This is a genomic window from uncultured Anaerofustis sp., assembly GCF_938029165.1.
GTDB lineage: Bacteria > Bacillota > Clostridia > Eubacteriales > Anaerofustaceae > Anaerofustis.
This window is the reverse complement of the sequence record NZ_CALHFB010000021.1, coordinates 1-23,234: the sequence shown is the minus strand read 5'-3', so window position 1 is coordinate 23,234 and position 23,234 is coordinate 1. Positions and strand designations below refer to the sequence as shown.

Sequence of the window (23,234 nt, the reverse complement as noted above, 5' to 3'; positions counted from 1 at the left end):
TTAAACATCTGTATTTCCTCACTTTCTTACTTTAAATAACGTTCCTTTGTTTTCTCCGTCAAAGAGACTGTATAAATCGTTAGGGTCTTTTGATGATAAAATTACCATATCAAAATTATTTTCAAAGGCTATTTGTCCCGCTTTGATCTTGGTTATCATTCCTCCGGTACCGAGGTTATTTACCGCGTCGGAACAGCAGTTTACTATATCGTCGGTTATTTCTTCAACGACTTCTATCCTCTTTGCATCTTTATTCTTACTTGGGTTATCTGTGTAAAGTCCGTCTATATCCGTTAGGATAACTAATAGGTCTGCTTTTATGATTGAACTTACTACGGCGGATAATGTGTCGTTATCTCCGAATTCAAGTTCTTCCGTGCTTACCGTATCGTTTTCGTTTACTATCGGTATGACGTTGTATTTAAGCAGTTTATCAAATGTGTTGGTTATTTTAAGGATATCTTCCTTTTCTGAAATTACATCATTGGTAAGAAGGACCTGTGCTACGTTATGGTTATATTCCGAAAATAATTTATCGTATAAATACATAAGTTCGCACTGTCCTATGGCTGCGAGAGCCTGCTTTTGAGATAAGTCCTTGGGTTTTCTGTCTATCCCGAGCTTACCCATTCCGACCCCTACCGCTCCCGAAGAAACAAGGATTATATCCCTTCCGGAATTTTTAAGGTCTGCAATTATTTTCACCAAATGCTCCACTCTTCTTATATTTATATTTCCCGTCTTATGAGTAAGCGTGGAAGTTCCTATTTTTATGACAATTTTTTTTGCTTTCACTACGTTTTTCATAATCTATCCTTAATTTTAGTTTATTTATTATTATATAATAAAACAAGCAGAATTGTAAAGAAAACTAATGTATAATAATTTAAATATAGATTAAAAAAGAAGTCTAGAAAACTAAACTTCTTTTTATTTATATTTAATTATATGTTATGTAGTTCTTTATCACATTCCCTTCATGATGGTTCATCAATGCTTCTTTTACATTTTCCAGCTTGTATTCGTTATAAAGAAAATCCTTTTCATCTATGACTTTCATCTTTAATAGTTCAAATGCTTGATTTACATATAAAGGAGTCGTATGATAAAGTCCTTTTATCGTGATTTGAGAATAATGAAGAAGTTTTGTATCTACAGTAAGTTCTTCTCCCGCTTTTGTTCCTCCGTAAAGAAGTGCAAATCCTCCCGGACGGACCATGTTGATAGACATCTGCCATACTTTTACGCTTCCCGCTGCTTCTACGGCAGCGTCGACTCCTCTTTTCCCCGGGGTCAAATCTTTGACAGCCTGAACTTGGTCGTCTACTTCTTCTATATTTATTACATCATGAGCACCGAGCTTCTTTGCCGCTTCAAGTCTCACTTTGCTTTTGTCGCAGGCTATGACTCTTGCCCCTTTTAAATATAAAAGTCTTATAAACATAAGTCCCGACGGACCGCATCCGTTTACAGCTACGTAGTCTCCCTGTTCAACGGGTATCTCAGAAACTCCGTAAACCGCACACGCAAAAGGTTCGAGAAGTGCCGCCTGTTTAAAGCTCATATCATCAGGGATATGGAACATATTTTGTTTTACTATTATTTCCGGTATGAGCTGATACTCACTGAAACCTCCGTTTTTGAGCTGATTTGTAATGAGGTTTTCACACATGCAATGTATTCCTTTTTTGCAGTAGTAACATTCGTTGCACGGAGCCGAATTATGAGCCACCACTCTGTCTCCGACTTTAAACTTAGTAACTCCTTCTCCCACTTCTGCGACTACACCGCTGCATTCGTGACCTATGTTATACGGAGGTGTATGTTTTGCATATCCTCTGATATAACTTTTTACATCTGAACCGCAGGTAAGAGAAACTTCGTTTTTTATAAGTACTTCTCCTTTTCCCGCTTTTGGTTTTTCGCATTCTATGAGCCTTAAATCTCCCGGCTCGTATAACATTACCTTTCTCAATTTTTCTACCTCGCTTAATATTTTATTAAGTATAGTTTATCACCATTTTATTTCTTTGTCATTATTTTCTTTTTCGGGGCACTGCGCCTCACTTCGTGGGATTCCGCGCCCCTGTTTATTATTTTAGTATGTTGATTTGCTTCGATAAAATAGTATATTTTTTAATATAAATAATAAAATCCATTATAAATAAATAATTTTGTGGTTAAAAATTTTAAGAAATTGTCTAAAAAGGTATAATTTTTGTGACAAATGTGGTATATTAAAACTAATGCGGTATATTTAAGAAAAAAACAAGAAATATATCATAATAAATAATAATATGTATTAATTTATCTTATAATTAAATCTTTTTTTATTGTTACACAAGGTATACTTTGTGTAACTTGATTAAAGCTAGGGGGAGCAATAATAATGAAGGAAAAATTATTAAGAAAAAGAATTGGCGTTATTTGCATGCTTATTGCATTTGTTTTTATGGTTCCGAGTATGATAAACGCGGCGACTTTGAAAAATGAACCTTATGTTCAGTACAATTTCAACAGCAATTTAACCGACCAAAAAGGGCACGGAGTACTTACAAAATGGAGCAGTACGGGAAATAGCAACAGGAACAATTCTTCCACGTCTTACGGTTCGGACAGCTACGGACCTTATTTTCAGTGGAAATCCACTCAGGCGAGAGGCGGCGGATTTTATATCGATATAGACAAGAATATCGGTGAAGAATATACTATCGGTCTTAAATTCTCCTTTGAACAGACAGGACCGGGCTGGAGAAAAATCATAGATTATAAGAATTCGGCTGTGGATACAGGATTTTATTTTTACGACAGCGGACATCTTAGATTTTATAATTATGCTGTGCAGGGATCGAGTACAACACCGGCTAATAAAGTCGTAGATATGATAGTCAGAAGAAACAAGTCAAAGTCTTTTGAAGCATACATAGTGAACGGAGATACCAAAACACTTGATTTACAGGTAAATGACAGTAATGACCAGGGTGTTCCGGCTGTAGTAAACGGTAAAACCAGACTAGGATTTTTCTTTGATGATATAGCCACTAGTTCGGAAGCTACACCCGGAGGAAAAGTATATGCCATAAAAATATGGGATAAATATATCGACCCTGACGAAGTAATCGAGGAACTCAAGCCTAAGGGATTTGTAAACGTACATTATGTAGATGAAAACGGAAATAAGATAAAAGATGACAAGCAGATCGAAGGCGAAAAAGGGGAAGCTTACAGTGTGTCTCAAGAGGATATAGAAGGGTACAGATATGTAAGGACAGAAGGGAACGCTTCGGGAACATTCCCTGAAGGTAATACAGATGTTACTTTTGTATATAAAAAGATAGTTAAGGGTACCGTTACAGCAAAATTTGTGGATATAAACGGGAATAAGATAAAAGATGATAAAATATATGAAGGCGAAAAAGACGAGCCTTATAATATAGATAAAGAAGCTATATACGGATATGAATATGTAAAGACCGAGGGAAATGCTTCGGGAGTATTTCCTGACGGGAATATTGATGTTACCTTTGTATACAAAGTGTCCATGCCTTGTACGGTAACTGCAAGATATGTGGATGAAGACGGGAACAAGTTATGCGAAAATATAGTGTATAAGGGGTTTGAAAATGACAATTATAAAACAAGCAAGCTTGAGATAAAGGGATATGAGTTTTTAAAAGTCGAGGGCAATGAGACTGGTAAGTTCATACATACTCCTCAAATCGTTACTTATGTTTATAAAAAGGAAGCACCTCCTGAACCTGTCAAAAGAGGTGATGTGACCGCGAAGTACGTGGACGAAGCAGGCAATGAAATCCATTCCGATTTGATATATAAAGGAAAAGTCGGGGATGATTATAAGACATCAAAACTTGTTATACCGGGATATGATTTCAAAGAAGTCGTGGGAAGTGAAAGCGGTAAATTTACAGAAGGCAGCCAGGAAGTAAAATATATTTATATTAAGAAGAGTCCCGATGATGCCGCAGATGACAGTAAGGGCGGAAGCGTTGTGGTAAGGTATGAAGATAAAGAAGGGAATATCATAAAAGAGGACGTCGTTCATAACGGGAGCGTGGGAGATAAATATGAAGTCCCTAAACCTCAAATACCGGGATATGAAGTGGAAAAAGTCGTTGGGGAAGAAAAGGGTAAAATAGAGGAAAATGTGAAGGTAATAACCGTCGTTTATAATCCTTTATCTGCTATAGATACCGCGAGCAGTGTCGTTGCAAGATATGTTGATATCAACGGGAACACCATTCATCCTGATAATGTCTATGACGGTCAAATAGGCGATAATTATAAGACAAAAAAAGAGAATATCAAGGGATTTGAACTGGTAAAGGTTGAAGGCAAAGAAAGCGGTAAATTTGCCGAAGATGTAAAAGTCGTTACGTATGTTTATAAAGAAGTAGGTAAGGTAACGGTAAAATTCGTAGACGAAAAAGGGAATACGATAAAGAAAGAAGTCGTATATACCGGAGGTTTGGAAGAAAGATATGATATAAAATACCCTAATATAAAAGGATATGAATATGTAAAGACGCTGGGCAGTAAAACCGGTTTTTATTCAAGAGACGATCAGGAAATCATTTTTGTTTATAAAAAATGGATAGTGTAGATAATGGTAAGAAGAAAAATTCTGTGGGAACGAGTAACGGAAGAGATATATCAAATAAAAATACTCCTCCTTCCGGTTCGGTAAAGACGTCCGATGAGAATAATCTTGGTTTATATTTTATCCTTGCAATGATTTCGGCAGGCGGAGTGATGTATATGATAAGAAAATCAAAAGAAGCATAATAAATAAGGCAGGTCAAACCTGTCTTTTTTATTGCTTTAAACGACTTATAAAATCAATAATATTTATGGAGTATACTTACTTATAATTTGTTTTGGTTATGATTTCTTCAAATATTTTTTAATATTTATTTAAATGTTTTTCTTTAACCATATATTTATGTATCTCATTCGTGAAACAAATTATCATTAATGGAATTTTTATTTTGATTATTGTCCGTTTTACCTTTGTTTGGATTTTATATTTGATTTGTAGTCATAGGTATTCATTATTTTATATCATATAGATAAATATAATACATAATACTCACTTTTAATGTGTTATAACATAATAATAAAGGTAATGTATTCATATTAAATATTGAAAAACTCGTTTTTTTGGTATATAATTTTACTATAAATAGGGTATACATATTTACTCGCTGCGAAAGGGGAAATAAAAATGAAATGTCCACACTGCGGTTATATAGAAAGTAAAGTAATAGATTCCAGACCTACCGATGATAATACTGCGATAAGAAGACGAAGAGAGTGTTTATCTTGTGCTCAGAGATTTACAACGTATGAAAAAGTAGAGACGATACCTTTGATAGTGGTAAAGAAGAACGGTACCAGAGAGTCTTTCGACCGAAACAAGCTAATGAACGGCATCATAAAATCATGCGAAAAGAGACCTGTTTCCATTGAGCAGATAGAGCATATGGTAAACGATATAGAAAGCGAAATTCAAAAAATAGCAAAAAAGGAAGTATCTTCCACCATAATAGGGGAAGAGATAATGAAGAGACTGAAAGATGTGGATGAAGTAGCATATGTAAGGTTTGCTTCGGTTTACAGACAGTTCAAAGACGTGAACAGTTTTATGGACGAACTTAAGACTATGCTTAGTGACAGAGGGAATAAATAATGGAGATAGAAGAGAAAGTAATAAAGACGGAAAAGCTTTTTGAAGGTAATATTTTTGATGTGAGGCGTGATACCGTAATACTTCCGAACGGCAAAGAGGCAACCAGAGACAACCTTGAACACTGCGGTGCATGCGCTGTTTTTGCAGTAACGAATGATAATAAGCTCGTGCTCGTAAAGCAGTATAGAAGTGCTATCTTTGATGTTACTACGGAACTTCCCGCCGGTAAGCTGGACAAAGGAAATGAAGACCGTACGGAAGCTGCAATGAGGGAGCTCGAAGAAGAGACAGGGTATAAAGCAGGCAAAATAGTACATTACTTCGATATGCTTTCAGCGGTAGGGTACTGTGATGAAGTTATCTCTGTTTATCTCGCTACCGACCTTAAAAGGACAAAGCAGAATTTGGATGACGATGAGTTCTTAAACGTAGTGGAAATCGATATAAAAGAATGTAAAGACAGTGTATTAAAAGGAGAGATACGAGATGCAAAGACGGTTGCTTCGATTATGAGGTACTGTCTGGAAAATAATATATAAAATTAATCATAAATCGGAGAATGGGACATACCCTTTAGTATCAGGGCATGTCTTTTTTATTGTTCTTATTAAATCAAAAGGTTGAGTTTATGATTAGAGAATTTATTAATTATCACTTTAAAGAAAACAAAAATAAATATTTATTCTTCCTGTTCGTATTCATACTCGGTGTTGCGATAGGGGGAGTCACGATATATTTTTTAAGTGCTGAGCAGATTGAAGAGCTGGTAAATTATATCAATTCTTTCTTTTCTCTCCTTACCAAAGATACTTCCACTATAAACAGCAAGGAAATATTTACATCGACGCTTTTAAGAGATGCGAAGATATACGTGTTTTTATGGATACTGGGGCTTAGCGTACTTAGTCTTATTTATTCCATAAGCATAGTATTTTATAACGGATTTTTGCTTGGATTTACGAATACGTTTTTTATATATAAGTTCGGGCTCAAGGGTATACTCTTTGCTTTGGCTGTGCTTATAGTACAAAACCTTATAAAGACCGCCGCTTTATTATTTGCTTCGGTCACGGCTTCTTCCTTTAAGTATATAATCCAAAAGAACAATAAAAGCCGTTACAAGCAAGTGAACAATTCTGCTTTTTATATAAGGTATACGATTTATATCGTTTTGGCATTTTTACTCAATGTGCTTGGTATATATATAGAGAGCTATGTTGTGCCGATGTTTATTGTGATATTTTCGTCCACATTTTTATAAAAGAAATAATATTTTTTGATTTACATAATAATTATTTATTAGGAGGATAGATATGTTGAAAAAAATAGTTAGTTTGATTCTTTCATTTTCTCTGATTTTTACGTCTTCGTCTTTTGTATTTGCAAAGGAGGAAGGTAAGAATGAAGTGGATATGGATATTCAGAGTAAATCGGTCGTACTGATGGATGCGGGAACGGGGAAAGTTTTATATGAAAAGAACAAGGACGAAAAACTTCCTCTTGCCAGCGTGACCAAAGTAATGACCATACTTCTCATTTTGGAAGCCATAAATAACAAGACCATAAACATGAGCGATATGGTGACGATTTCCGACTATGCGAGCAAAATGGGGGGAAGTCAGCTGTTTATGGAAGAGGGAGAGATGAGGAGTGTGGATGAGCTTTTGAATGCGATAATCATAGAGAGCGCAAACGACGCCTGTGCGGCTATGGGTGAATTCGTAGGTGGAAGTATAGAAAAATTCGTGCTTATGATGAACGACAGAGCAAAGGAACTTGGGATGAAGAATTCTCACTTTGTGAATTCCAACGGACTTCCTGCAGACGACCATTATTCTTCCGCTTACGACATCGCTCTTATGACCAAGGAAGTATGCAAGTATCCTGATATATTCAAGATAAGCTCCACTTGGCAGAAGACGATAAAGATAGGCAAGAAGAACGACAAGGAAAGGACACTTAGCAATACAAATAAGCTCCTTAGGATGAACGACAAGGTGGACGGACTAAAGACGGGGTATACCGCAGACGCGGGGCACTGCGTATCCGCAACGGGAAAAGAAGGGGACTTGAGGCTTATTGCAGTTATACTTCATGCACCGGATTCAAAGACCAGATTTGCCGAAGCAAACAAGCTTTTAAATTACGGTTTTAGCACATATAAGGCTGAAAATGTAGTTGAAAAGGATAAAGTTATCGCAGATGTAGAGGTGAATAAGGGAAATAAAGACAAGGTAAGCGTTGTAGCAAAAGACAGCATATCTACCCTGATGAATAAGAACGAAAATAAGGAATATAAATCCGATGTAAAGCTTGATAACAAGAAAATAAACGCTCCCGTTAAAAAGGGAGATAAGCTCGGGACGGTAACCGTGAGCGACGGGGATAAGGTCATAGGCACTTCGGATTTGATTGCGAGCGAAGATATCCAAAGAGTCGGGGCATTTGACTTTATAGGAAATACTTTTAAGCAGTTTGTTATGATGAGATAAAAAAACACCCTTTGGGGTGTTTTTTTGTTTGTATGCGTTTGTATGCTGTCTGAAATTTCGATTGCGGTCGTTGTTTTTAAAGTGGTTTCGGGGCGCGGAATCTCGCGAAGCGAGGCGTAGTGCCCCGAGGCGGGGAGTATCAAATTACAAATTCCTTGAATATTTATATATCCCTTCTATTGCCTGTTCGTTATTATCCGTTTGGACACAGCCCAGCTTGTTTTTAGGCTTGAAACTTCCGTGGAAGTCGCTTCCGCAGGTATAAAAAAGTCCGTTATCAATGGCGTATTTCCTGTACATTTCGCTTTGTTCTTCAGTGTGGGAAGTATAGTAGGCTTCCACGCCCTTTATGCCATACTCTTTGAGTTCATCGAGGATATGTATTTCGTCTTTTATATCCACTCCGGGGTGGGCTATGACCGGAACTCCTCCCGCATTTATTATCACTTTTATAAGGTGTTCGCTTGAGGGCATATATGTTGGTGCGTATAATTCTTTTCCCACTCCGAAGGCTTCTCTCGAAAGGGTGATGATACTGTCGATATCGTCTGTAAGACCGTGTACCAGTCTATGATTTCTGTTTTCTTCTTCAATGAGTATTGCATGTATATAAGCCGAAAGCAGAGGTATATCTCCCGTAGCGTAGTCGAATACTTCTTTTTCTTCTATTTTAAGTCCTTTGCTTCTTATTAGGTCTATTTGTTTTTTTACGCCTTCTTTTCTGCCTTTCCAAATCTTTGCTATTTCTTCATTCAGTGCTTCGTCTTTTATATCTATACCATACCCCAGCATATGAAGGAGTTTTCCCTTATGGGAAACGAATATTTCCGCTGCGGGTATGACCGTGATATCCTTGTCTTTTGCGTAGTCGAGAGCATTTTGTACGTTATCGATGCTTTCGTGGTCCGCAATGGCTATGTATTTGAGATTTTCTTTTATGGACATATCTATTATGTCACTTACACTTACTTCTCCGTCCGAGCTGGCATTTGAATGAATGTGCAGATCTACTTTCATATTATTTCACCCCTTAAATGTGTCGGTGTTTTTCCTGTTATTCTGACATCGACTATTTTATTGAATATATCTTTATCGCTTCTTACTTCCACATATATGTAGTTTTCGCTGTAACCTTCGTACATATCATCATTGAGCTTCTTTTCTATAAGTACTTTTTCTCTTTTGCCTATCATATCATTTAGGAAGTCTTCTCTTTTGTTTTCCATTACTTCTTTAAGTTCTTTTGCCCTTTTGGACTTGACTTCTTTTGTGATTTGATTGTTCATTTCGCTTGCGGGTGTACCGTGCTTTGGAGAATAAGGGAAAATATGAACATATGAAAAGCCGACTTTATCCGTAAACTCTTTTGTTATTTCAAAATCTTCGTCTGTTTCGTTCGGGAAGCCCACTATTATATCTGTGGTTATCCCCGGATCATCGAAGTATTTTCTTACTCTCTGTACTATTTCCATATACTCTTCGGTCGTATATTTTCTGTTCATTTCCTTTAAAGTCTTATCACATCCGCTTTGGAGAGATATATGAAAATGAGGACAAAATGATTTAAGTTTGCTTAGTCTATTTAGGAATGTATCCGTTAGCAGTTTAGGCTCCAAGGACCCCAGTCTTATCCTATCTACTTTATTTTCTTTATCTATAAGTTCCAACAGGTCTATCAGGTTCTCTCCCGTATCCGCTTTATACGAAGCCACGTGTATACCCGTTATTACGACTTCCCTGTATCCCTTTTTGCTTAAAGCGTTGATCTGCGACAGTACTTTTTCAACGCTTGCATTTTTAAGTACACCTCTGGCGTAGGGTATGATACAGTAAGTACAAAACATGTTGCAGCCGTCCTGTACCTTTATGAATGCTCTGCTTTTACCGTCGTATGTGGTGATACCCACTTTATCGAATTCTCTGCTGTCTTCTTCCAGATTATATACCTTATTTTGTTTTGATTTGAACTCGTTTATGTATTCTATAATTTTTTCTCTTTTATGTGTACCGCAGACTATATCCGCACTGTCTACTTTCTTTGCTTCTTCGAAATTGCTCTCCGCAAAACAGCCTGTCAGTACCGTTATGGCATTTTCGTTCTGCTTTTTAAGTCTTCTTACTATCTGCTTGCTTTTTCTTTCGCTTTCGTTAGTTACCGCACAAGTATTTATAACATAAACATCAGCCTTTTCATGGGAATCAACTATTTCGTATCCGTTTGTCTTAAATAATTCGATCATCGCTTGGGTGTCATAGCTGTTTACTCTGCACCCAAGTGTATAAAACGCTGCTTTCAATTATTTTCTCCTTTAAAGTGATTTTATTTATTATATCATAAAATGGCTTTGATTGTAATATATATTAATTGTCCATATGTGACATTTGTAATATTTTTAAGTAAAATATTATTACAAAAGAGTAGAAATTTGTTGATTATTTTGATATTAGTGATATAATGAAATTAATCAATAAACGTATATGAAGGAGAAAAATGATGAGCAAAATGAAAAGAGCGGTTTTATATGACCCTGAAGACTTAAGAATCGAAGAAGCCGAAATCCCCGTACCGGGACCGGGAGATGTAGTTATCAAGAACGAAGTATCACTTACATGCGGAACTGACGTTAAGAGTTATAAGAGGGGTTATCCTCTAATGACGCCTCCGTTCCCTCTAGGTCACGAAGCCAGCGGTACCGTTTATGCGGTAGGCGAAGGTGTGACCAAATTTAAAGTGGGAGACAGAGTAGTATCTCACAACTCTGCACCTTGTCATGAATGTTATTACTGTAAAAAAGGACTTCATTCAATGTGTGAAGATCTCATAATCAACAACAGTAAAAACGGTGCATATGCACAGTATCAGCTTATTCCATCAAGGATAGTAAAACAAAACATGTTCCATATCCCCGAAGATATGAGTTATAAACAAGCGGCACTCTTAGAACCATTCTCATGTGCGGTTTACGGTACTGCAAATGTTCCCGTGGAACAAGGGGATTATGTAGTAGTAAACGGCTGCGGTCCTATCGGACTTATGTTCATAAGACTTCTTTATTTAAAGGGAGCCAGAGTAATCGCATGTGATATGAGCGAAAAGAGACTTGAGACAGCTAAGAAGCTCGGTGCGTATGATTTGGTAGATATAAGCAAAGTAGATGACCAAATAGAAGCGGTAAAGGCTCTTACTCCCGAAGGAAGAGGCGTTGACGTTGCTGTGGAAGCTACGGGGCTTGCAAAAGTTTGGGAACTTACTACACAAATGGCAAGACCGGGCGGATTTGTTCTTTGCTTCGGCGGAACAAAAGCAGGAGATACCGTTACTATAGATACAAAATTACTTCACTACAGTCAAATCACGATAAAAGGTGTTTTCCATACTACACCTCTATACGTAAACCAAGCATTTGAACTATTAAAAATGCATGCTATAGATGAAAAAGATTTTATTCAAAACGAATATAAACTTGATGATGTTGAAAAGGCTCTTATAGAGCATTCAAAAGGCGGAGTTATCAAAAACTTCATTACATATAATTAAAGCCTATTTGTTTCTTTTAAAAGACCTCGGAAATAACCGAGGTCTTTTTTATTATATTTGTTTTTTATATGAGAACATCTTCTCCAGTTCCTTGAGTGATTTTTTATGATGAGTATAAACTGTTTGGTAAGTCATGGATAAATCCTCTGAAATTTTTGTCCATGACTCGTAGCTCAGATAATGTTTCTTCATTATCAGCTTATCGAGTTCGTTTTCGAGGCTGTCTATCAAATCGCAGACGTCCAGTTTATGTTTATACAATGTGTTTACTTCGTTTATAAGTCTGTCACGATATATAAATAGATTTATAAGCTGGTCCTTTTGTGTAAATCCTCTTAGGTTTTTATTTGTATTTTCGCTAAATAAAAGTGGGGAAAGCCTATCAATATACATCTCGCATTCTTCTAGTTGATTTCTGGTAAAACTGATTTTTTCATTCATTAGATAAGGTTTTGATAGTTCTTTCTTTATATTCATGGTTTTCCTCCTTAATTTGGTATGGGTATGTATAACTACAAATCAAATAAAAGGAACTTAGATTAAATCCTATTTAAACTTAAGTAAGTCCCGGAAAATTTATGTAAAATTTTCTAGATTATGGTAGCATATTTGTAACCTAAAAATATATAAAGTTTAGAAAAAAAATGAATTTTGTCAATTTTTGTTTAAAATTTTATTAAATAAAAATTTGTTATTGTGAAATTATTTTTAAATAAATTATTCATTTTAAGTTTTTATTATGTTTGTGTGAGTTTTGAATTGAAAAGTTAAAAGGTTTTAATCTATACTGTAACGGAGAAAAGGATTTTTATTTGAATATTTGAACGAGTTAATCTTGAGAGTATTATAGGGCAGTGTCCGATATTTGACTTACTTAGCAAATGATGATAAGTACTATAGAGGAGTAGACAGCAGATATGGGAATACTTGGCACTTAAAAAAAATTAAAAGACGGAAGGCAGATGTGAACAGAAAGTAGAAGCGGAAAATTAAATGATGGTGGGATTAATAAATCTCCTCGAAATTGGGATCCTGAAACAGGTTATAAGAAAAATTTACCATTAAGAAAAAATAGAAAAAGAGGTAAGTAATAATGAATACTTTTGAAATATATACTCAGATGTTTTATGCACTAAATGATGAATGGCATCATAACCATAATGAAGCGTTGGAAAATTATTTGGGTTTATTAAATCCATTTACAAGAGATGGAAATGACTCTTCCGATCCGTCACTATATTTTACATTTAAAATGGCATATAGGGATTACGGAAGCGATAAGGATTACGGATATTATTTTGTTAAGGAATTTTTAAAGAGATTAGGAAAATCATTTTTAATAAATGCGTTTAATAATATGGAAAAGGAAGATTGGATAGGGTTTTTCGAAGATTATTTGAATGAAGAACATAAAGGCAGTGATATCCCCGAGCATAGCATAAACAATATGCTAAAAAAAGAAAGTGAGATGAACAGTTTTGAAATGTTTGTTTTGATGTATTATTTTGTAGATTATATGACTATGGGAAGATATGACGATATCATTCTCGACTATTTGGGAGAATGTAATCCTTATTTGTTTTTGGATAACTGTTCGGCAGACCCTGCAGTCTACAGCGATTTTAAAAAAGCATATGAAGGATGTGAAGATAAGGGAAAGTTTGGGTATAATGTAATAATGTCATATGCCGAGGATATAGAAGAATATTATCAAAATGATATAAAGCCTATAATAAAGAGTATAAAAAAAGAAGACTGGATATACTGGGCTATAGATTATCTTTCTTATCCACATAAGGGGATGGATATTGAGAAGTAAGATATATATGATTAAGTTTTATAAATAATATTATTATGATTTAAATTCAAAGGAGATGTTTTTTGTCTCCTTCTTTATGTAAAAATTTTAAAGAATGTTTTTTGTTACTTAACAGTTTTTGTATAAGATATGAGTTTTTTATGGTAGTGTTAATATTATCAGTATATTGGGTAAAAAAAGAAAAGTTTCTAAAGTTATTCATTTTGTTAAAATGAAAAATATAAAATGTTAAATGATTTTCAATAAAAAAGACCCGCCTAAAGGCGAGCCTTTTTATTTAGTTTACTATTAACTAAAATACTTTCTTTCTTGCTTTGTCTTCCTGAACGAGTCTTAGGACTTCGCCGAAACGCTGAAAATGAACTACTTCTCTTTCTCTTAAAAATCTTAGAGTATTTTTAAGGAGAGGATCGTCTGTCATTTTGATTAGGTTTTCGTAAGTTATCCTTGCTTTTTGTTCCGCGTCCATATCTTCGTACATATCGACTTCTGCGTCTCCCTTTGAGCCGATATATGCAGCCGTCCAAGGAACACCGTCCACATTTAAATAGAATGGGTTGCAGCCGTGTTCTATATTGTAACCTGCAAGACCGCTTTCGATAAGTTCGTCTTTTGTTGCACCTTCTACAAGCTTAGAGAATATGGTACCTATCATTTCAAGATGTCCCAGTTCTTCGCTTCCGATATCCGTTAAGATAGCAGTACCTTCTTTTAAAGGCATGTTAAATCTTTGAGTAAGATATCTCAGAGATGCACCGAGTTCTCCGTCCGGTCCGCCGTATTGAGTTAGGACATTTTTAGCCATTTTTAAGTCTTTTCCCGATACTTCAACGGGATGCTGTAACATTTTTTTATAAACCCACATTATTTATCTTCCTCCCAATCCATATTTTGAGCGGCCCAAGGACCTTCTATATAGTGCCAAAATCCTGTTGATATACCTGTGTTATCGATAGGATTGTTGAATTTTTCATAAGCTTCGTTAGCTTCTTTTAGTTTCTTTGAATATTCGTTGTGTCTGTCTAAAACCACAGTATCGTTTGGATGAGTGTCCAAGTATAATGCGGTATCCTGTGTTGCGAAAGTGTACATTTTTATATCGTGATAAATTTCCTGCATTGTTTTATTGTTTACAGAGTTGTTGTTGTCTTCAATAATGTCGTTGTCAGTTGGACCTGAACAACCGCATCCTAAATCTATTTGCATATTACGTCACTCCCTTTTACATTTCCTTCAAATGGTGAATATAAAGCTTCAAACATTGTTCCGTGTCTCATTAGTCCTTCATGTGCAGAGTACATATCCGTATTCATTTGAAACGGTACGTATGCATTCGCTACCTTTGGAACTAAAGGCATGTATGGAACTAATGGTTTATAATTATTTGCCAATTAAATAAGCCTCCCTTGTTAGATTCTTTTCACTATTAATATATTCCAAAATCTAAAAAGGGTTACAAATAGGTGAAAAAGTATTAAAAAGGTAAAAATTAAAATTAAAGGCAGGATAAAGCAGAATAATGATTTTTGATGTAAGTAAAAGAATAAAATATAGTTATTTATAGTGTTATTAAAGTGTTTATATCAAAGGTAAATTTTATTGATTATATAATAAATGTTTTGTTTGTTAGGTCTTTTAAGAGGCGTTGGTAAAAAAAAGGTTTCGGTAAAAGAAAAGATAACAAACTTTTTCTTGTGGAAATCTTGTTTAAAAAGGGTATTTTCTTCTTGTTATTTAGGTCGGGAGAAGAAGGCTTCGGTAATATACCAAGACAAGGTTAGCGGTTTTATAGATATCTTATATCAAGCCAGAGGCTAACATACGAAAGGATTTTTGCCATGGAGGGTATCGGTAATTATAATTTTAAGTCTCTCTTTATCCTCGGCGTTTCGTTTATTATAATAAATGAAAAATAAAATAAGCTTTGCGGTAATCATATACTTATGAAATCATCATAAATAATAATGATTTAAAATAAATATATCCGATACATATTGTTTACTTAGATAAGTAAAGGGGACATATGTACTTATAAATCCCTTTGTATAGATATATACTTCGTAATATACAGCATTGGTCGGGGCGTAGAAAAAAGAAAATCACATGGGTTTTAAATTTTTATCAAGTCTTTCTATCATCCATGATAATCTCTTCTCTTTTCCTTTAGCTGTTTTTGCATCGAGATATGCACGGGTGTAAGTTTTCTTTACCGATTCGGACATGTTCATAAAATTTGAATAAGCGGTTTCGTGGTCTTTCAAGAGATAAGAAAGGAAGTCTACCTGCTCCTTTGTAATTGGGGGTGCTTTTGGCGCGTCCCACTGTCCGTTTTGCTTTGCTTCTTCTATTTTCTTTCTTCCGTAGTCGGTCATAAGCCCCTTTTGTTCAAGCTTTGCGGTAAGTTTTTTGTTCTTTTCGGACCACTTGCTTTTATTTCTTCTTAAAGAAAAATATTTTTTATAAGTTTTATCGTCAATGCTTTTCATTTGTCCGTCTATCCACCCGAAGCAAAGAGCTTCTTCCAGTGCCTCAGAGGCTTTTATGGTCTGGGGACCGCCTGATTTACCAAATAACAGCCAAACTCCCATATCCGACATATGGTTTTCACTCAGCCATTTTCTAAATTCCTCTCTGTTTGCAAATGTAAGTATTTCGCTCATTGAAGTTTTCCTTTCTTTGATGTTATTAAAATAAATAGGGGATATGTGTTTTCTTTTATCTTAATGGGCGGGAGATAAAATGTCAAATAGATAGGGATTTTTAGGGGCTTTTTTAGATAACATAGTGCTGAATAAAGGGATATATTCCTTTATTTTTTAGTATATCCTAAAGCAGATATCCGTTTTGTTATATACACTGATATATTTGATTTTGTATTTATAATGAAATTTAAATCACAGAAGAAAAATTGGAATAAACTTCTTATTGCTTGGAGGTTTCAGTTTGCTTGGTGATTTCGTTTGGGCTGAATTCAGATAAAGGATATGATTTGAATAAGAAGAAAAATAAACCCTGTTTCTCTGATTTCTGTTCGGGGTTTTGTATACTTGGGTATAAAAGATAATTTTATTTGATTTATCGTCTTATTTTTATCATGTTCTTTTAATGTGATTTAAGTATATTTATTCGATTTAATTACCGCTCAAAGGGATAAAAAAGGATATATGATAAATTAAATGTTGTCTGTTTGTATTTTGATTATTTGTTTATAAAAAGTAAACATATGTAAAAAGAAAGGGAAGGACAAAGAATACATAAAAAAGGAAGATAAAGTCATAAAAGGTAATATATGGGGACATATAATATTTGCAAAAAATGTATAATGGTTATATAATTATGTATATAACAGCGTTTTAAAAAGAAAATGTAACTTTATTGTTAAGGGGGGCTAATCTATGAAAGGTATGAAGAAATCAATATCGTTATTTTTGTGTTTTTTTCTGATGATAGGATATACGACGCCTATTTTTGCGGGGGAAAACAGAGGTGAGGATATAAGCGATTTTAAAAATGATACCGAGGCGGTACAACAAGAAGATGTGACTTTGAAGAATGAGGAGCAGAAAGAAGAAAACAACGCCGATATCAAGGGCGAAAAAGAAAACAAAGAGGTCACAAAGGAAAAGAGCGGTGAAGAAGAAAAAAACGTTACAAAAGAGAAGAGCGTAAAGAGTACGGCGGATGTATCACAGAGTGCGGAAGTCATAATAAAATACTGGTATGACGATGATAAAGCCGGTGCTTCTTCCATAAATATGCCGGGGGAACAGGGCTATTTCGACAAGGGACATTTAAACCTCGATACTTCAAAAAAAATAATAAAATTTGAAATAGAAAAGTTTGCGGGGCTTAATTACAGCAATGAGATGTGTGAAGTAAGTGATTTCTCTAATGTTGAAATAAGCTTTCAGAATGCCATGGGAGTATTCGTTGTTGAACATAGTGGGAATATATTTTCCATACCTGTAGATTATCTTAATCAAAACAGAGACTCTTACGATAATCTAAGGCTTGTGGATACAAAGAGCTTTTCGGGCTTTACTATGTCTGCTGCCATTGACGTGGGAGAAGAAAGTTCAAAGAGCGTTGATTATACAAAATATGCGGGTACATATAAAGATGGCAAAGGCAATAAAATAGTGATAAATAATGACGGAAGAGCAGTCATTGACGGTACTCAGGCGGATAATAATCATATAGACCTTGAATTTTTGATAAAAGACAACGAGCTTAGTCTCACCGGTTTAAAGATATATACGTACACGGATAATATATTGTTTGATTTCGATGATATTAATAATACCCTTAGCTATGTCAAAATAACCAGTAACGGAGGCGTTGGGAAATACGTTCCTCAGTTCGTTTATGACAGTCAAAACACTCCGCTAAGGAAAGCACGAAGTATAGAGGTATCTTCCTTAAACAGGGATTTTTATACCATATCCGAAGCGGTAAGTGCGGCGAACAGCGGAGATACTGTACTCATACCCGATGAAACTTACAGCGAAACTATAGCGATAGATAAAAACATCACATTGAAGGGAATGGGAGAAGGACCTTCCAAAGTAATGGGAAGAGCACTTATAAGCGAAAGTGTCACATTAGATAATGTTGACTTTGAATATACCAGTACGGATAGGACGGACAGAGGTGTTATCGTCATTTCAGGCAATGACGACCTTACGGTGATCATAAAAAACTGCGGTCTTACACAAAATGCGGGAAATAAAGGGCTAGATACTATCCTTGTCGATGAAGCAAAAGGTATCACTTTAAATATTGATAACTGCAAAATAAAGGGTATCGGTAACGGTTCTCAGGCAATCACTTTTAAAGCCGATCATTCCGCTTTAAATTTAAATAAGTGCAGTGTGACTGCCGATGATACTTCTTCCTACGGGATAGCGGTGGCAAAGGGATATAATACTATAAATATAAAGAATTCCGATATATCTTCGGAAAAATACCACGCCGTAAGGCTTTCCGATACGAACAATACACTTACTGTAGATAATTCAAATATCAAAGGCTACGGGGCGGTATCACTATCGGCAGGGAACGGCTCGGGTAAGTTAGCGGCAAAGAACGCGGTGATAACTATAAAGAACGGCAGCGTCCTAACGGGTATAGAAAATCCCGACGAGTATGATTTTGCTGTCATATGCTCGGAGTTCAATTCAGAAGAGGGAGACAGCGAAGCTGCCGACAACGTTAAATTAACAATAAGCGACAGCACGGTAAAAGCCGTGGATTCGGATACTCAGGACGAGGGAAAAGAACACCTTATAATGCTTAAAGGGAAGAATAACGAAGTATATATTTCAAATTCTTCAATGCTTGCGGGCGAGGGAAAATATATTATCGTAAGCGGCAGCATAAGAGATATGAACTCTCTTAAGTTAAGCGGTAATTACTGGGGAAGCGAAAGCCCCGACTTTGCGGGTAAGATAGAAATAGCGAATGCAGGAAATATAGATGTGGGCGGATATTACACAGATGAAAATCTGAAGATAAGCTCAGCGGATATAAATTCTATAAAACTAAATAAGAATAAACTTAACCTAAAAGAAGGAAAAAGCGAAAAGCTTGAATACACAGTGGACGCAAATCAGGATGCGGATTATCAGGTCACCTTTGAAAGCTCCGACGAAAGCGTAGCTGCGGTGGACGGTACGGGAAATGTAACCGCCGTTAAAGAGGGCAGTGCAAAGATAACCGCATGTGCGGTAAATAATCTTGACAGTACAAATAACAAATACGCTTCATGCGAAGTAAACGTAATAAAAGACGACGGGAAGCTCGTTCCCCAAATATCCGGAAGCGTCCTATACGCCAACGGCAGCGATATAGAAATAAGAAAAAAAGCCGGAAGCGACAGCGGGGTAAGCGTATATTACAGTAACGGAAGCGAGAGCATTACATACGACAGGGACAACCTTACCGTTTACGGAGACGATAAAAATCACAGCGTGAAGAAAGCGTCCGTAACCATGTACAGCGGTACGGTAAGCAAGATTGTGGGGCTTAACGCTACGGGAAACAATGCAGATGTGAATATAAATATCTTGGGAGGTAAAGTATCTTCCGAGCTTAGAGGAGCATGGCTTCAGTACGGGGATAAAGACAGAGGACCTTTAAGCGTAGGGAATATAAATATAAAGGTAAGCGGAGGTCAGATAGGCTCCGTATACGGTATCCAGGGACAGGGAGAAAACAAAGAGATAACAGCCAAGAGCGTGAATGTGGATGTCAGGTATGCAGAGGTGCTTACCAACGGACAGTACGGTATATATAACGGCGGTATCGTCAAAGGAAATCTCGTTATGAATTACTTCAACTGTGCGATGAAGCCGACAAATACGACAAAAATTTACGGGATTTACAATATCACTAATCACAACAATGCTTCTCAATCGGTGGGAGGTAATTTATCGGTAAACATAAATAATTGCACCGGGATGGAAAACGCAGAGATTTACGGCGCAAGTGATTATGCGGATATAAACGATATGACAGTGAATGTCACAAATACCGATGTAAATAAGATATACGGAGGGGTCAGATACGTAAACGTAAAAAACAACTCGGTGATAAATGTCGTAAATACGAAGTCTTCTATGATGAACGTAAAGGGAGAATGTATCCTGGCAAACGGAGAGTACAACTTCTTTAAAAGCGGAAGCCTTAACTTAAAGGGGAATATAACCTTCGGAGGATATGTCTACGGCGGAGGACAAGGCGGAAGCTTAGACTATTATAACGAAATGAAAGAAGAAGGCGGAAAAGTATACTTCGTTACATCTTCGGGGAGTAAGGACGAAATATCCAAGATAGGTAATTTCGATAACATTAATATAGATATAGACGGACCTACCTTTAAAAACCTGGTGCTATTCGGAAGCGGTGGATACACTAGTGTGGGAAATATCAAGGGTACGGTAAGGAATGCAAACTTCGATATGGGAGTGAACATAGGCTCTCAAAACGGATATACGAAGAAAGTGGACGTGGACTTTACGGATAATGTTTACTGTAGTGAAGATATAGCTTTCCTTTGGAGAGGTTTTTACGACGATATAGATTTCGATATGTCAAGGACTTGTAACGTGAAAACATTATACGTAGGTCCGGCTCCTTCTCCAAGCGGAGAGGCTGTTATAAGGAACAGCGTGAATGTAAATATCGAAGCGGGGGCAAATGTTTATGAGCCAATCCTCGGACCTAGTATTGACAGGACGAAGAACGTAAATATAAATGCTGAGGGGATTGTATTTTCTCTAAAAGATATGCCTTTGAACGCAAGCGAGAACAAGACCGTTTATGAAATAAATAAGGAAAATGTTTGGAAGTTATATACGGGGCTTAAGATAGATGAAGGAGTAAGTCTAAACAGTAAGGGAAAAGTTTATATAGATGAAGAAGTAGACCTTGACGGTATATTGACAGCTTCAAAAGATGTGGTAAGCATAGAAGAAAGCGACGCAAATCTAAAGACCATATTCGATATTTCAGGTGACGGGATAGTCATGATAAAGAAGGCTGATTTAACGGGAATAAATAAAGACGGACTTGAACTAAACGATATGGGTACACTTCCTAACATGAGCGTTTCGACTGCCACTTATAACGGAAGCGTGTTCGGGTTAAATGAAAGCGAACTTCCGAAGGGTTACAGCGTCAAGTATTCCAACAAATCAAGCGTAAATCCTAAGGATTACTCTTTGGATATAATGAAGTTTCGAGATGTAGGGAAGCATAACGTTTATTATATGCTTATAAACGAAAACGGAGTGAGGGCTTTCAAGGTTTCGAGAGTGGATATCTTATCCGACATCGAAGAAGTTTCTCTAAGCGGAGGAAAAGTCACTTATCAGTATGACATATACACAGGGGACGTTACCGTAAAAGGAGTTAAGGGAAGCTTTACTTCAAAGGTGGAATTGCCTGAGAGCGTAAAAGTGGAATCCGTGGGAAGTAAGAAGATAACGAAGATAGGCAGAGAGGCATTTTATAAATGCCCGACCCTCAGCGGTGTTGTACTTCCGTCTACGGTCAGAGAAATAGAAGATTATGCATTCTTCGACTGCACGAAGCTCAGCGGTATATATATCCCTTCAAGCGTGAAAGTCATAGGGGAAAATGTTTTCGGAACAAAATCTTCCGGCTTTACCATATATTCCACCAAAGGGTCTTATGCCGAAAGCTATGCAAAGGATAATGGATACAAATTCATAGAATGTACCAAACCTGTTATCACGACCAATGTAGTATCCAGCACTTATTACAAAAATCAGGCTGTTAAAGCTTTAAGCGTAAAGGCGAGCGGGGGAGATATAAAATATCAATGGTACAGCAATACCAAGAATTCCGTGAGCGGGGCAAAAGCCATAAAAGGAGCCGTGACCGCTTCTTACAAACCTTCCGCAAAAAAAGAAGGAACGACATATTACTTTGTAAAAGTACAAAATTACCTGGGAAATATTAACAGTAAAATAGCAAAAATAAGTGTAAAACCAAATATTGCGTCGGCAAAAATAAGCGGGATAAAGACAGCAGTGTATACCGGCAAGAAGATAGGTCAGAAACCCGTAATTAAAATAGGCAAGAAGACGCTTAAGGTGAATAAAGACTATAAGCTTAGTTATCAGAACAACATCAAAGCGGGAAAAGCTTATGTCACGATTAGCGGGATAAACACTTACGCGGGAAGCATAAAGAAAGGGTTTATAATTAAACCTAAAAAGGGAGCCATTTCAAAGGCTTCTTCAAAATCAAAATCCATAACTCTTACGATAAAATCTCAGAAGAGTTCGGGAGTTACGAAGTATCACGTGGCTTATAAGATAAAAGACAGCAATAAATACTACAAATATGTAACGACCAAGAATTTGAAATATACTATCAAAAAGCTTAAAAAGAATAAGATCTATTCATTAAGAGTAAGAGGAAGGATAGATGTGGGAAGCAAGGTTTATTACGGAGAGTGGAGCAAGATTAAGAATGTAAAGGTAAAATAAATAAAAGGACGCTTATGCGTCCTTTTTAGTTACATTTTTACAGCTGTTTCATACGATTTATCCTGTGTTACTTTATGGTCGGTTATCATCCATTTACCTTCTTTGAAACTGTATTTCATCTTTGCGATTTCCTTTGTTTTGAAAGTATCGTATACCAATTTCTTTCCTCCGATGCTTACATAATCTGTGAATTCTCTCTCGAAATAGCAATTTGCACCGATAAAGCTATGGATGACTTTAACATCGGATAATTTGAATTTTCTTTCTATATCCTTTGTTTTATTTTCTTTATTTCCCGCTGTTATCGGATTTGAAGAGTATTCTTCATTTGTTAACGATATATCGTAAGGATTTGTTTTGTCTTTGTTTATCTGTGAGGAATGTATAATGTCGGTAAGTGCAAGGGAGGGTATCATTGAGAAAAGAAAGTAAACAGCAATCATCAGACAAATCCCGCCTATCAAAATATTTTTTCTTTTCATTTTTCTATCTCCTTATTTATACTTCCTTTCTTACTATCATTATATTTTTTTACATTTTTTATACAATATACTTTGGTTAGTATTTACTAAAGTTTTACTTCTATTTTACAAATGAACATATAAGGATTTCGCCCTAAAGGGCGACCCATTTTTGTCCGAAGCCACAAAAATGGGGAAAA

At 36.0% G+C, this 23,234-nt stretch carries 19 protein-coding genes; 9 read left to right on the top strand and 10 right to left on the bottom strand.

All coding sequences use genetic code 11. From position 1 onward, the window contains the following. Window positions 1-18: 18 nt before the first annotated feature. Both proB and Q0516_RS02340 read right to left on the bottom strand, forming a co-directional pair. Window positions 19-807 (bottom strand): glutamate 5-kinase, encoded by a 789-nt coding sequence (gene proB, locus Q0516_RS02345; protein ID WP_294468329.1) that lies wholly within the window; start codon window positions 805-807, stop codon window positions 19-21. Between the two features lie 133 nt (window positions 808-940). After that, window positions 941-1,975, bottom strand: coding sequence for an alcohol dehydrogenase catalytic domain-containing protein (locus Q0516_RS02340; protein WP_365945721.1), 1,035 nt, complete (start codon window positions 1,973-1,975; stop codon window positions 941-943). A 414-nt stretch (window positions 1,976-2,389) separates the two neighbouring features. Between Q0516_RS02340 and Q0516_RS02335 the strand changes: the two genes are divergently transcribed. From Q0516_RS02335 to Q0516_RS02310, 6 genes are all read left to right on the top strand, one after another. Beyond that, window positions 2,390-4,621: a MucBP domain-containing protein gene (locus Q0516_RS02335; protein WP_294468327.1), complete on the top strand. Its 2,232-nt coding sequence runs from the start codon at window positions 2,390-2,392 to the stop codon at window positions 4,619-4,621. Then, on the top strand, window positions 4,609-4,803 hold the full coding sequence (locus Q0516_RS02330) for a sortase B protein-sorting domain-containing protein (RefSeq protein ID WP_294468325.1): 195 nt from the start codon (window positions 4,609-4,611) through the stop codon (window positions 4,801-4,803). Before Q0516_RS02335 ends, Q0516_RS02330 begins: the two co-directional genes overlap by 13 nt. A gap of 439 nt (window positions 4,804-5,242) precedes the next feature. Beyond that, complete coding sequence (gene nrdR, locus Q0516_RS02325) at window positions 5,243-5,707, top strand: transcriptional regulator NrdR (RefSeq protein ID WP_294468322.1); 465 nt, start codon at window positions 5,243-5,245, stop codon at window positions 5,705-5,707. Further along, a complete protein-coding gene (locus tag Q0516_RS02320) occupies window positions 5,707-6,246 on the top strand; it encodes an NUDIX hydrolase (protein ID WP_294468320.1) in 540 nt (179 codons plus the stop codon). The genes nrdR and Q0516_RS02320 overlap by 1 nt, the downstream gene beginning before the upstream one ends. Window positions 6,247-6,335: 89 nt before the next feature. Next, window positions 6,336-6,968: a stage II sporulation protein M gene (gene spoIIM / locus Q0516_RS02315; protein ID WP_294468317.1), complete on the top strand. Its 633-nt coding sequence runs from the start codon at window positions 6,336-6,338 to the stop codon at window positions 6,966-6,968. Window positions 6,969-7,020: 52 nt separating this feature from the next. After that, window positions 7,021-8,199, top strand: a complete 1,179-nt coding sequence (locus Q0516_RS02310) for a D-alanyl-D-alanine carboxypeptidase family protein (RefSeq protein WP_294468315.1) — start codon at window positions 7,021-7,023, stop codon at window positions 8,197-8,199. A 144-nt stretch (window positions 8,200-8,343) separates the two neighbouring features. Here the strand turns inward: Q0516_RS02310 and Q0516_RS02305 are convergent, their stop codons facing one another. Together Q0516_RS02305 and mtaB are read right to left on the bottom strand one after the other, a co-directional pair. Next, complete coding sequence (locus Q0516_RS02305; protein ID WP_294468313.1) at window positions 8,344-9,216, bottom strand: PHP domain-containing protein; 873 nt, start codon at window positions 9,214-9,216, stop codon at window positions 8,344-8,346. Then, the gene (gene mtaB, locus Q0516_RS02300; protein WP_294468311.1) at window positions 9,213-10,496 is read right to left on the bottom strand and encodes a tRNA (N(6)-L-threonylcarbamoyladenosine(37)-C(2))-methylthiotransferase MtaB; all 1,284 of its coding nucleotides are present in this window, start codon (window positions 10,494-10,496) and stop codon (window positions 9,213-9,215) included. Before mtaB ends, Q0516_RS02305 begins: the two co-directional genes overlap by 4 nt. Before the next feature lie 197 nt (window positions 10,497-10,693). On the opposite strand from mtaB, the gene Q0516_RS02295 reads away from it, so the two are divergent. Beyond that, on the top strand, window positions 10,694-11,737 hold the full coding sequence (locus Q0516_RS02295) for an alcohol dehydrogenase catalytic domain-containing protein (protein ID WP_365945718.1): 1,044 nt from the start codon (window positions 10,694-10,696) through the stop codon (window positions 11,735-11,737). A gap of 51 nt (window positions 11,738-11,788) precedes the next feature. Here Q0516_RS02295 and Q0516_RS02290 read toward each other — a convergent pair whose 3' ends face one another. Continuing rightward, window positions 11,789-12,214 (bottom strand): DUF1492 domain-containing protein, encoded by a 426-nt coding sequence (locus Q0516_RS02290; protein WP_257480651.1) that lies wholly within the window; start codon window positions 12,212-12,214, stop codon window positions 11,789-11,791. A 616-nt stretch (window positions 12,215-12,830) separates the two neighbouring features. Here Q0516_RS02290 and Q0516_RS02285 point away from each other — a divergent pair. Further along, window positions 12,831-13,556: a hypothetical protein gene (locus tag Q0516_RS02285; RefSeq protein ID WP_294468309.1), complete on the top strand. Its 726-nt coding sequence runs from the start codon at window positions 12,831-12,833 to the stop codon at window positions 13,554-13,556. A 292-nt stretch (window positions 13,557-13,848) separates the two neighbouring features. Here the strand turns inward: Q0516_RS02285 and Q0516_RS02280 are convergent, their stop codons facing one another. From Q0516_RS02280 to Q0516_RS02265, 4 genes are all read right to left on the bottom strand, one after another. After that, window positions 13,849-14,421, bottom strand: a complete 573-nt coding sequence (locus Q0516_RS02280; protein ID WP_007049778.1) for a manganese catalase family protein — start codon at window positions 14,419-14,421, stop codon at window positions 13,849-13,851. After that, window positions 14,421-14,762, bottom strand: a complete 342-nt coding sequence (locus Q0516_RS02275; RefSeq protein ID WP_294468307.1) for a spore coat protein CotJB — start codon at window positions 14,760-14,762, stop codon at window positions 14,421-14,423. The genes Q0516_RS02280 and Q0516_RS02275 overlap by 1 nt, the downstream gene beginning before the upstream one ends. Continuing rightward, on the bottom strand, window positions 14,753-14,914 hold the full coding sequence (locus tag Q0516_RS02270; protein WP_007049776.1) for a spore coat associated protein CotJA: 162 nt from the start codon (window positions 14,912-14,914) through the stop codon (window positions 14,753-14,755). The genes Q0516_RS02275 and Q0516_RS02270 overlap by 10 nt, the downstream gene beginning before the upstream one ends. A gap of 741 nt (window positions 14,915-15,655) precedes the next feature. After that, complete coding sequence (locus tag Q0516_RS02265; RefSeq protein ID WP_294468303.1) at window positions 15,656-16,216, bottom strand: YdeI family protein; 561 nt, start codon at window positions 16,214-16,216, stop codon at window positions 15,656-15,658. A gap of 735 nt (window positions 16,217-16,951) precedes the next feature. Between Q0516_RS02265 and Q0516_RS02260 the strand changes: the two genes are divergently transcribed. Next, window positions 16,952-22,573: a leucine-rich repeat protein gene (locus tag Q0516_RS02260; RefSeq protein ID WP_294468301.1), complete on the top strand. Its 5,622-nt coding sequence runs from the start codon at window positions 16,952-16,954 to the stop codon at window positions 22,571-22,573. A gap of 29 nt (window positions 22,574-22,602) precedes the next feature. On the opposite strand, the gene Q0516_RS02255 is transcribed toward Q0516_RS02260, so the two are convergent. Then, the gene (locus Q0516_RS02255; RefSeq protein WP_257480659.1) at window positions 22,603-23,055 is read right to left on the bottom strand and encodes a hypothetical protein; all 453 of its coding nucleotides are present in this window, start codon (window positions 23,053-23,055) and stop codon (window positions 22,603-22,605) included. Between the last annotated feature and the right edge of the window lie 179 nt (window positions 23,056-23,234).

Bases quoted from the DNA above. Each gene is read 5' to 3' on its own strand.
- proB (WP_294468329.1), bottom strand. From the start codon at position 807: ATGAAAAACGTAGTGAAAGCAAAAAAAATTGTCATAAAAATAGGAACT.
- Q0516_RS02335 (WP_294468327.1), top strand. From the start codon at position 2,390: ATGAAGGAAAAATTATTAAGAAAAAGAATTGGCGTTATTTGCATGCTT.
- Q0516_RS02330 (WP_294468325.1), top strand. From the start codon at position 4,609: ATGGATAGTGTAGATAATGGTAAGAAGAAAAATTCTGTGGGAACGAGT.
- nrdR (WP_294468322.1), top strand. From the start codon at position 5,243: ATGAAATGTCCACACTGCGGTTATATAGAAAGTAAAGTAATAGATTCC.
- Q0516_RS02320 (WP_294468320.1), top strand. From the start codon at position 5,707: ATGGAGATAGAAGAGAAAGTAATAAAGACGGAAAAGCTTTTTGAAGGT.
- spoIIM (WP_294468317.1), top strand. From the start codon at position 6,336: ATGATTAGAGAATTTATTAATTATCACTTTAAAGAAAACAAAAATAAA.
- Q0516_RS02310 (WP_294468315.1), top strand. From the start codon at position 7,021: ATGTTGAAAAAAATAGTTAGTTTGATTCTTTCATTTTCTCTGATTTTT.
- Q0516_RS02305 (WP_294468313.1), bottom strand. From the start codon at position 9,216: ATGAAAGTAGATCTGCACATTCATTCAAATGCCAGCTCGGACGGAGAA.
- Q0516_RS02295 (WP_365945718.1), top strand. From the start codon at position 10,694: ATGAGCAAAATGAAAAGAGCGGTTTTATATGACCCTGAAGACTTAAGA.
- Q0516_RS02290 (WP_257480651.1), bottom strand. From the start codon at position 12,214: ATGAATATAAAGAAAGAACTATCAAAACCTTATCTAATGAATGAAAAA.
- Q0516_RS02285 (WP_294468309.1), top strand. From the start codon at position 12,831: ATGAATACTTTTGAAATATATACTCAGATGTTTTATGCACTAAATGAT.
- Q0516_RS02280 (WP_007049778.1), bottom strand. From the start codon at position 14,421: ATGTGGGTTTATAAAAAAATGTTACAGCATCCCGTTGAAGTATCGGGA.
- Q0516_RS02275 (WP_294468307.1), bottom strand. From the start codon at position 14,762: ATGCAAATAGATTTAGGATGCGGTTGTTCAGGTCCAACTGACAACGAC.
- Q0516_RS02270 (WP_007049776.1), bottom strand. From the start codon at position 14,914: ATGCCTTTAGTTCCAAAGGTAGCGAATGCATACGTACCGTTTCAAATG.
- Q0516_RS02265 (WP_294468303.1), bottom strand. From the start codon at position 16,216: ATGAGCGAAATACTTACATTTGCAAACAGAGAGGAATTTAGAAAATGG.
- Q0516_RS02260 (WP_294468301.1), top strand. From the start codon at position 16,952: ATGAAAGGTATGAAGAAATCAATATCGTTATTTTTGTGTTTTTTTCTG.
- Q0516_RS02255 (WP_257480659.1), bottom strand. From the start codon at position 23,055: ATGAAAAGAAAAAATATTTTGATAGGCGGGATTTGTCTGATGATTGCT.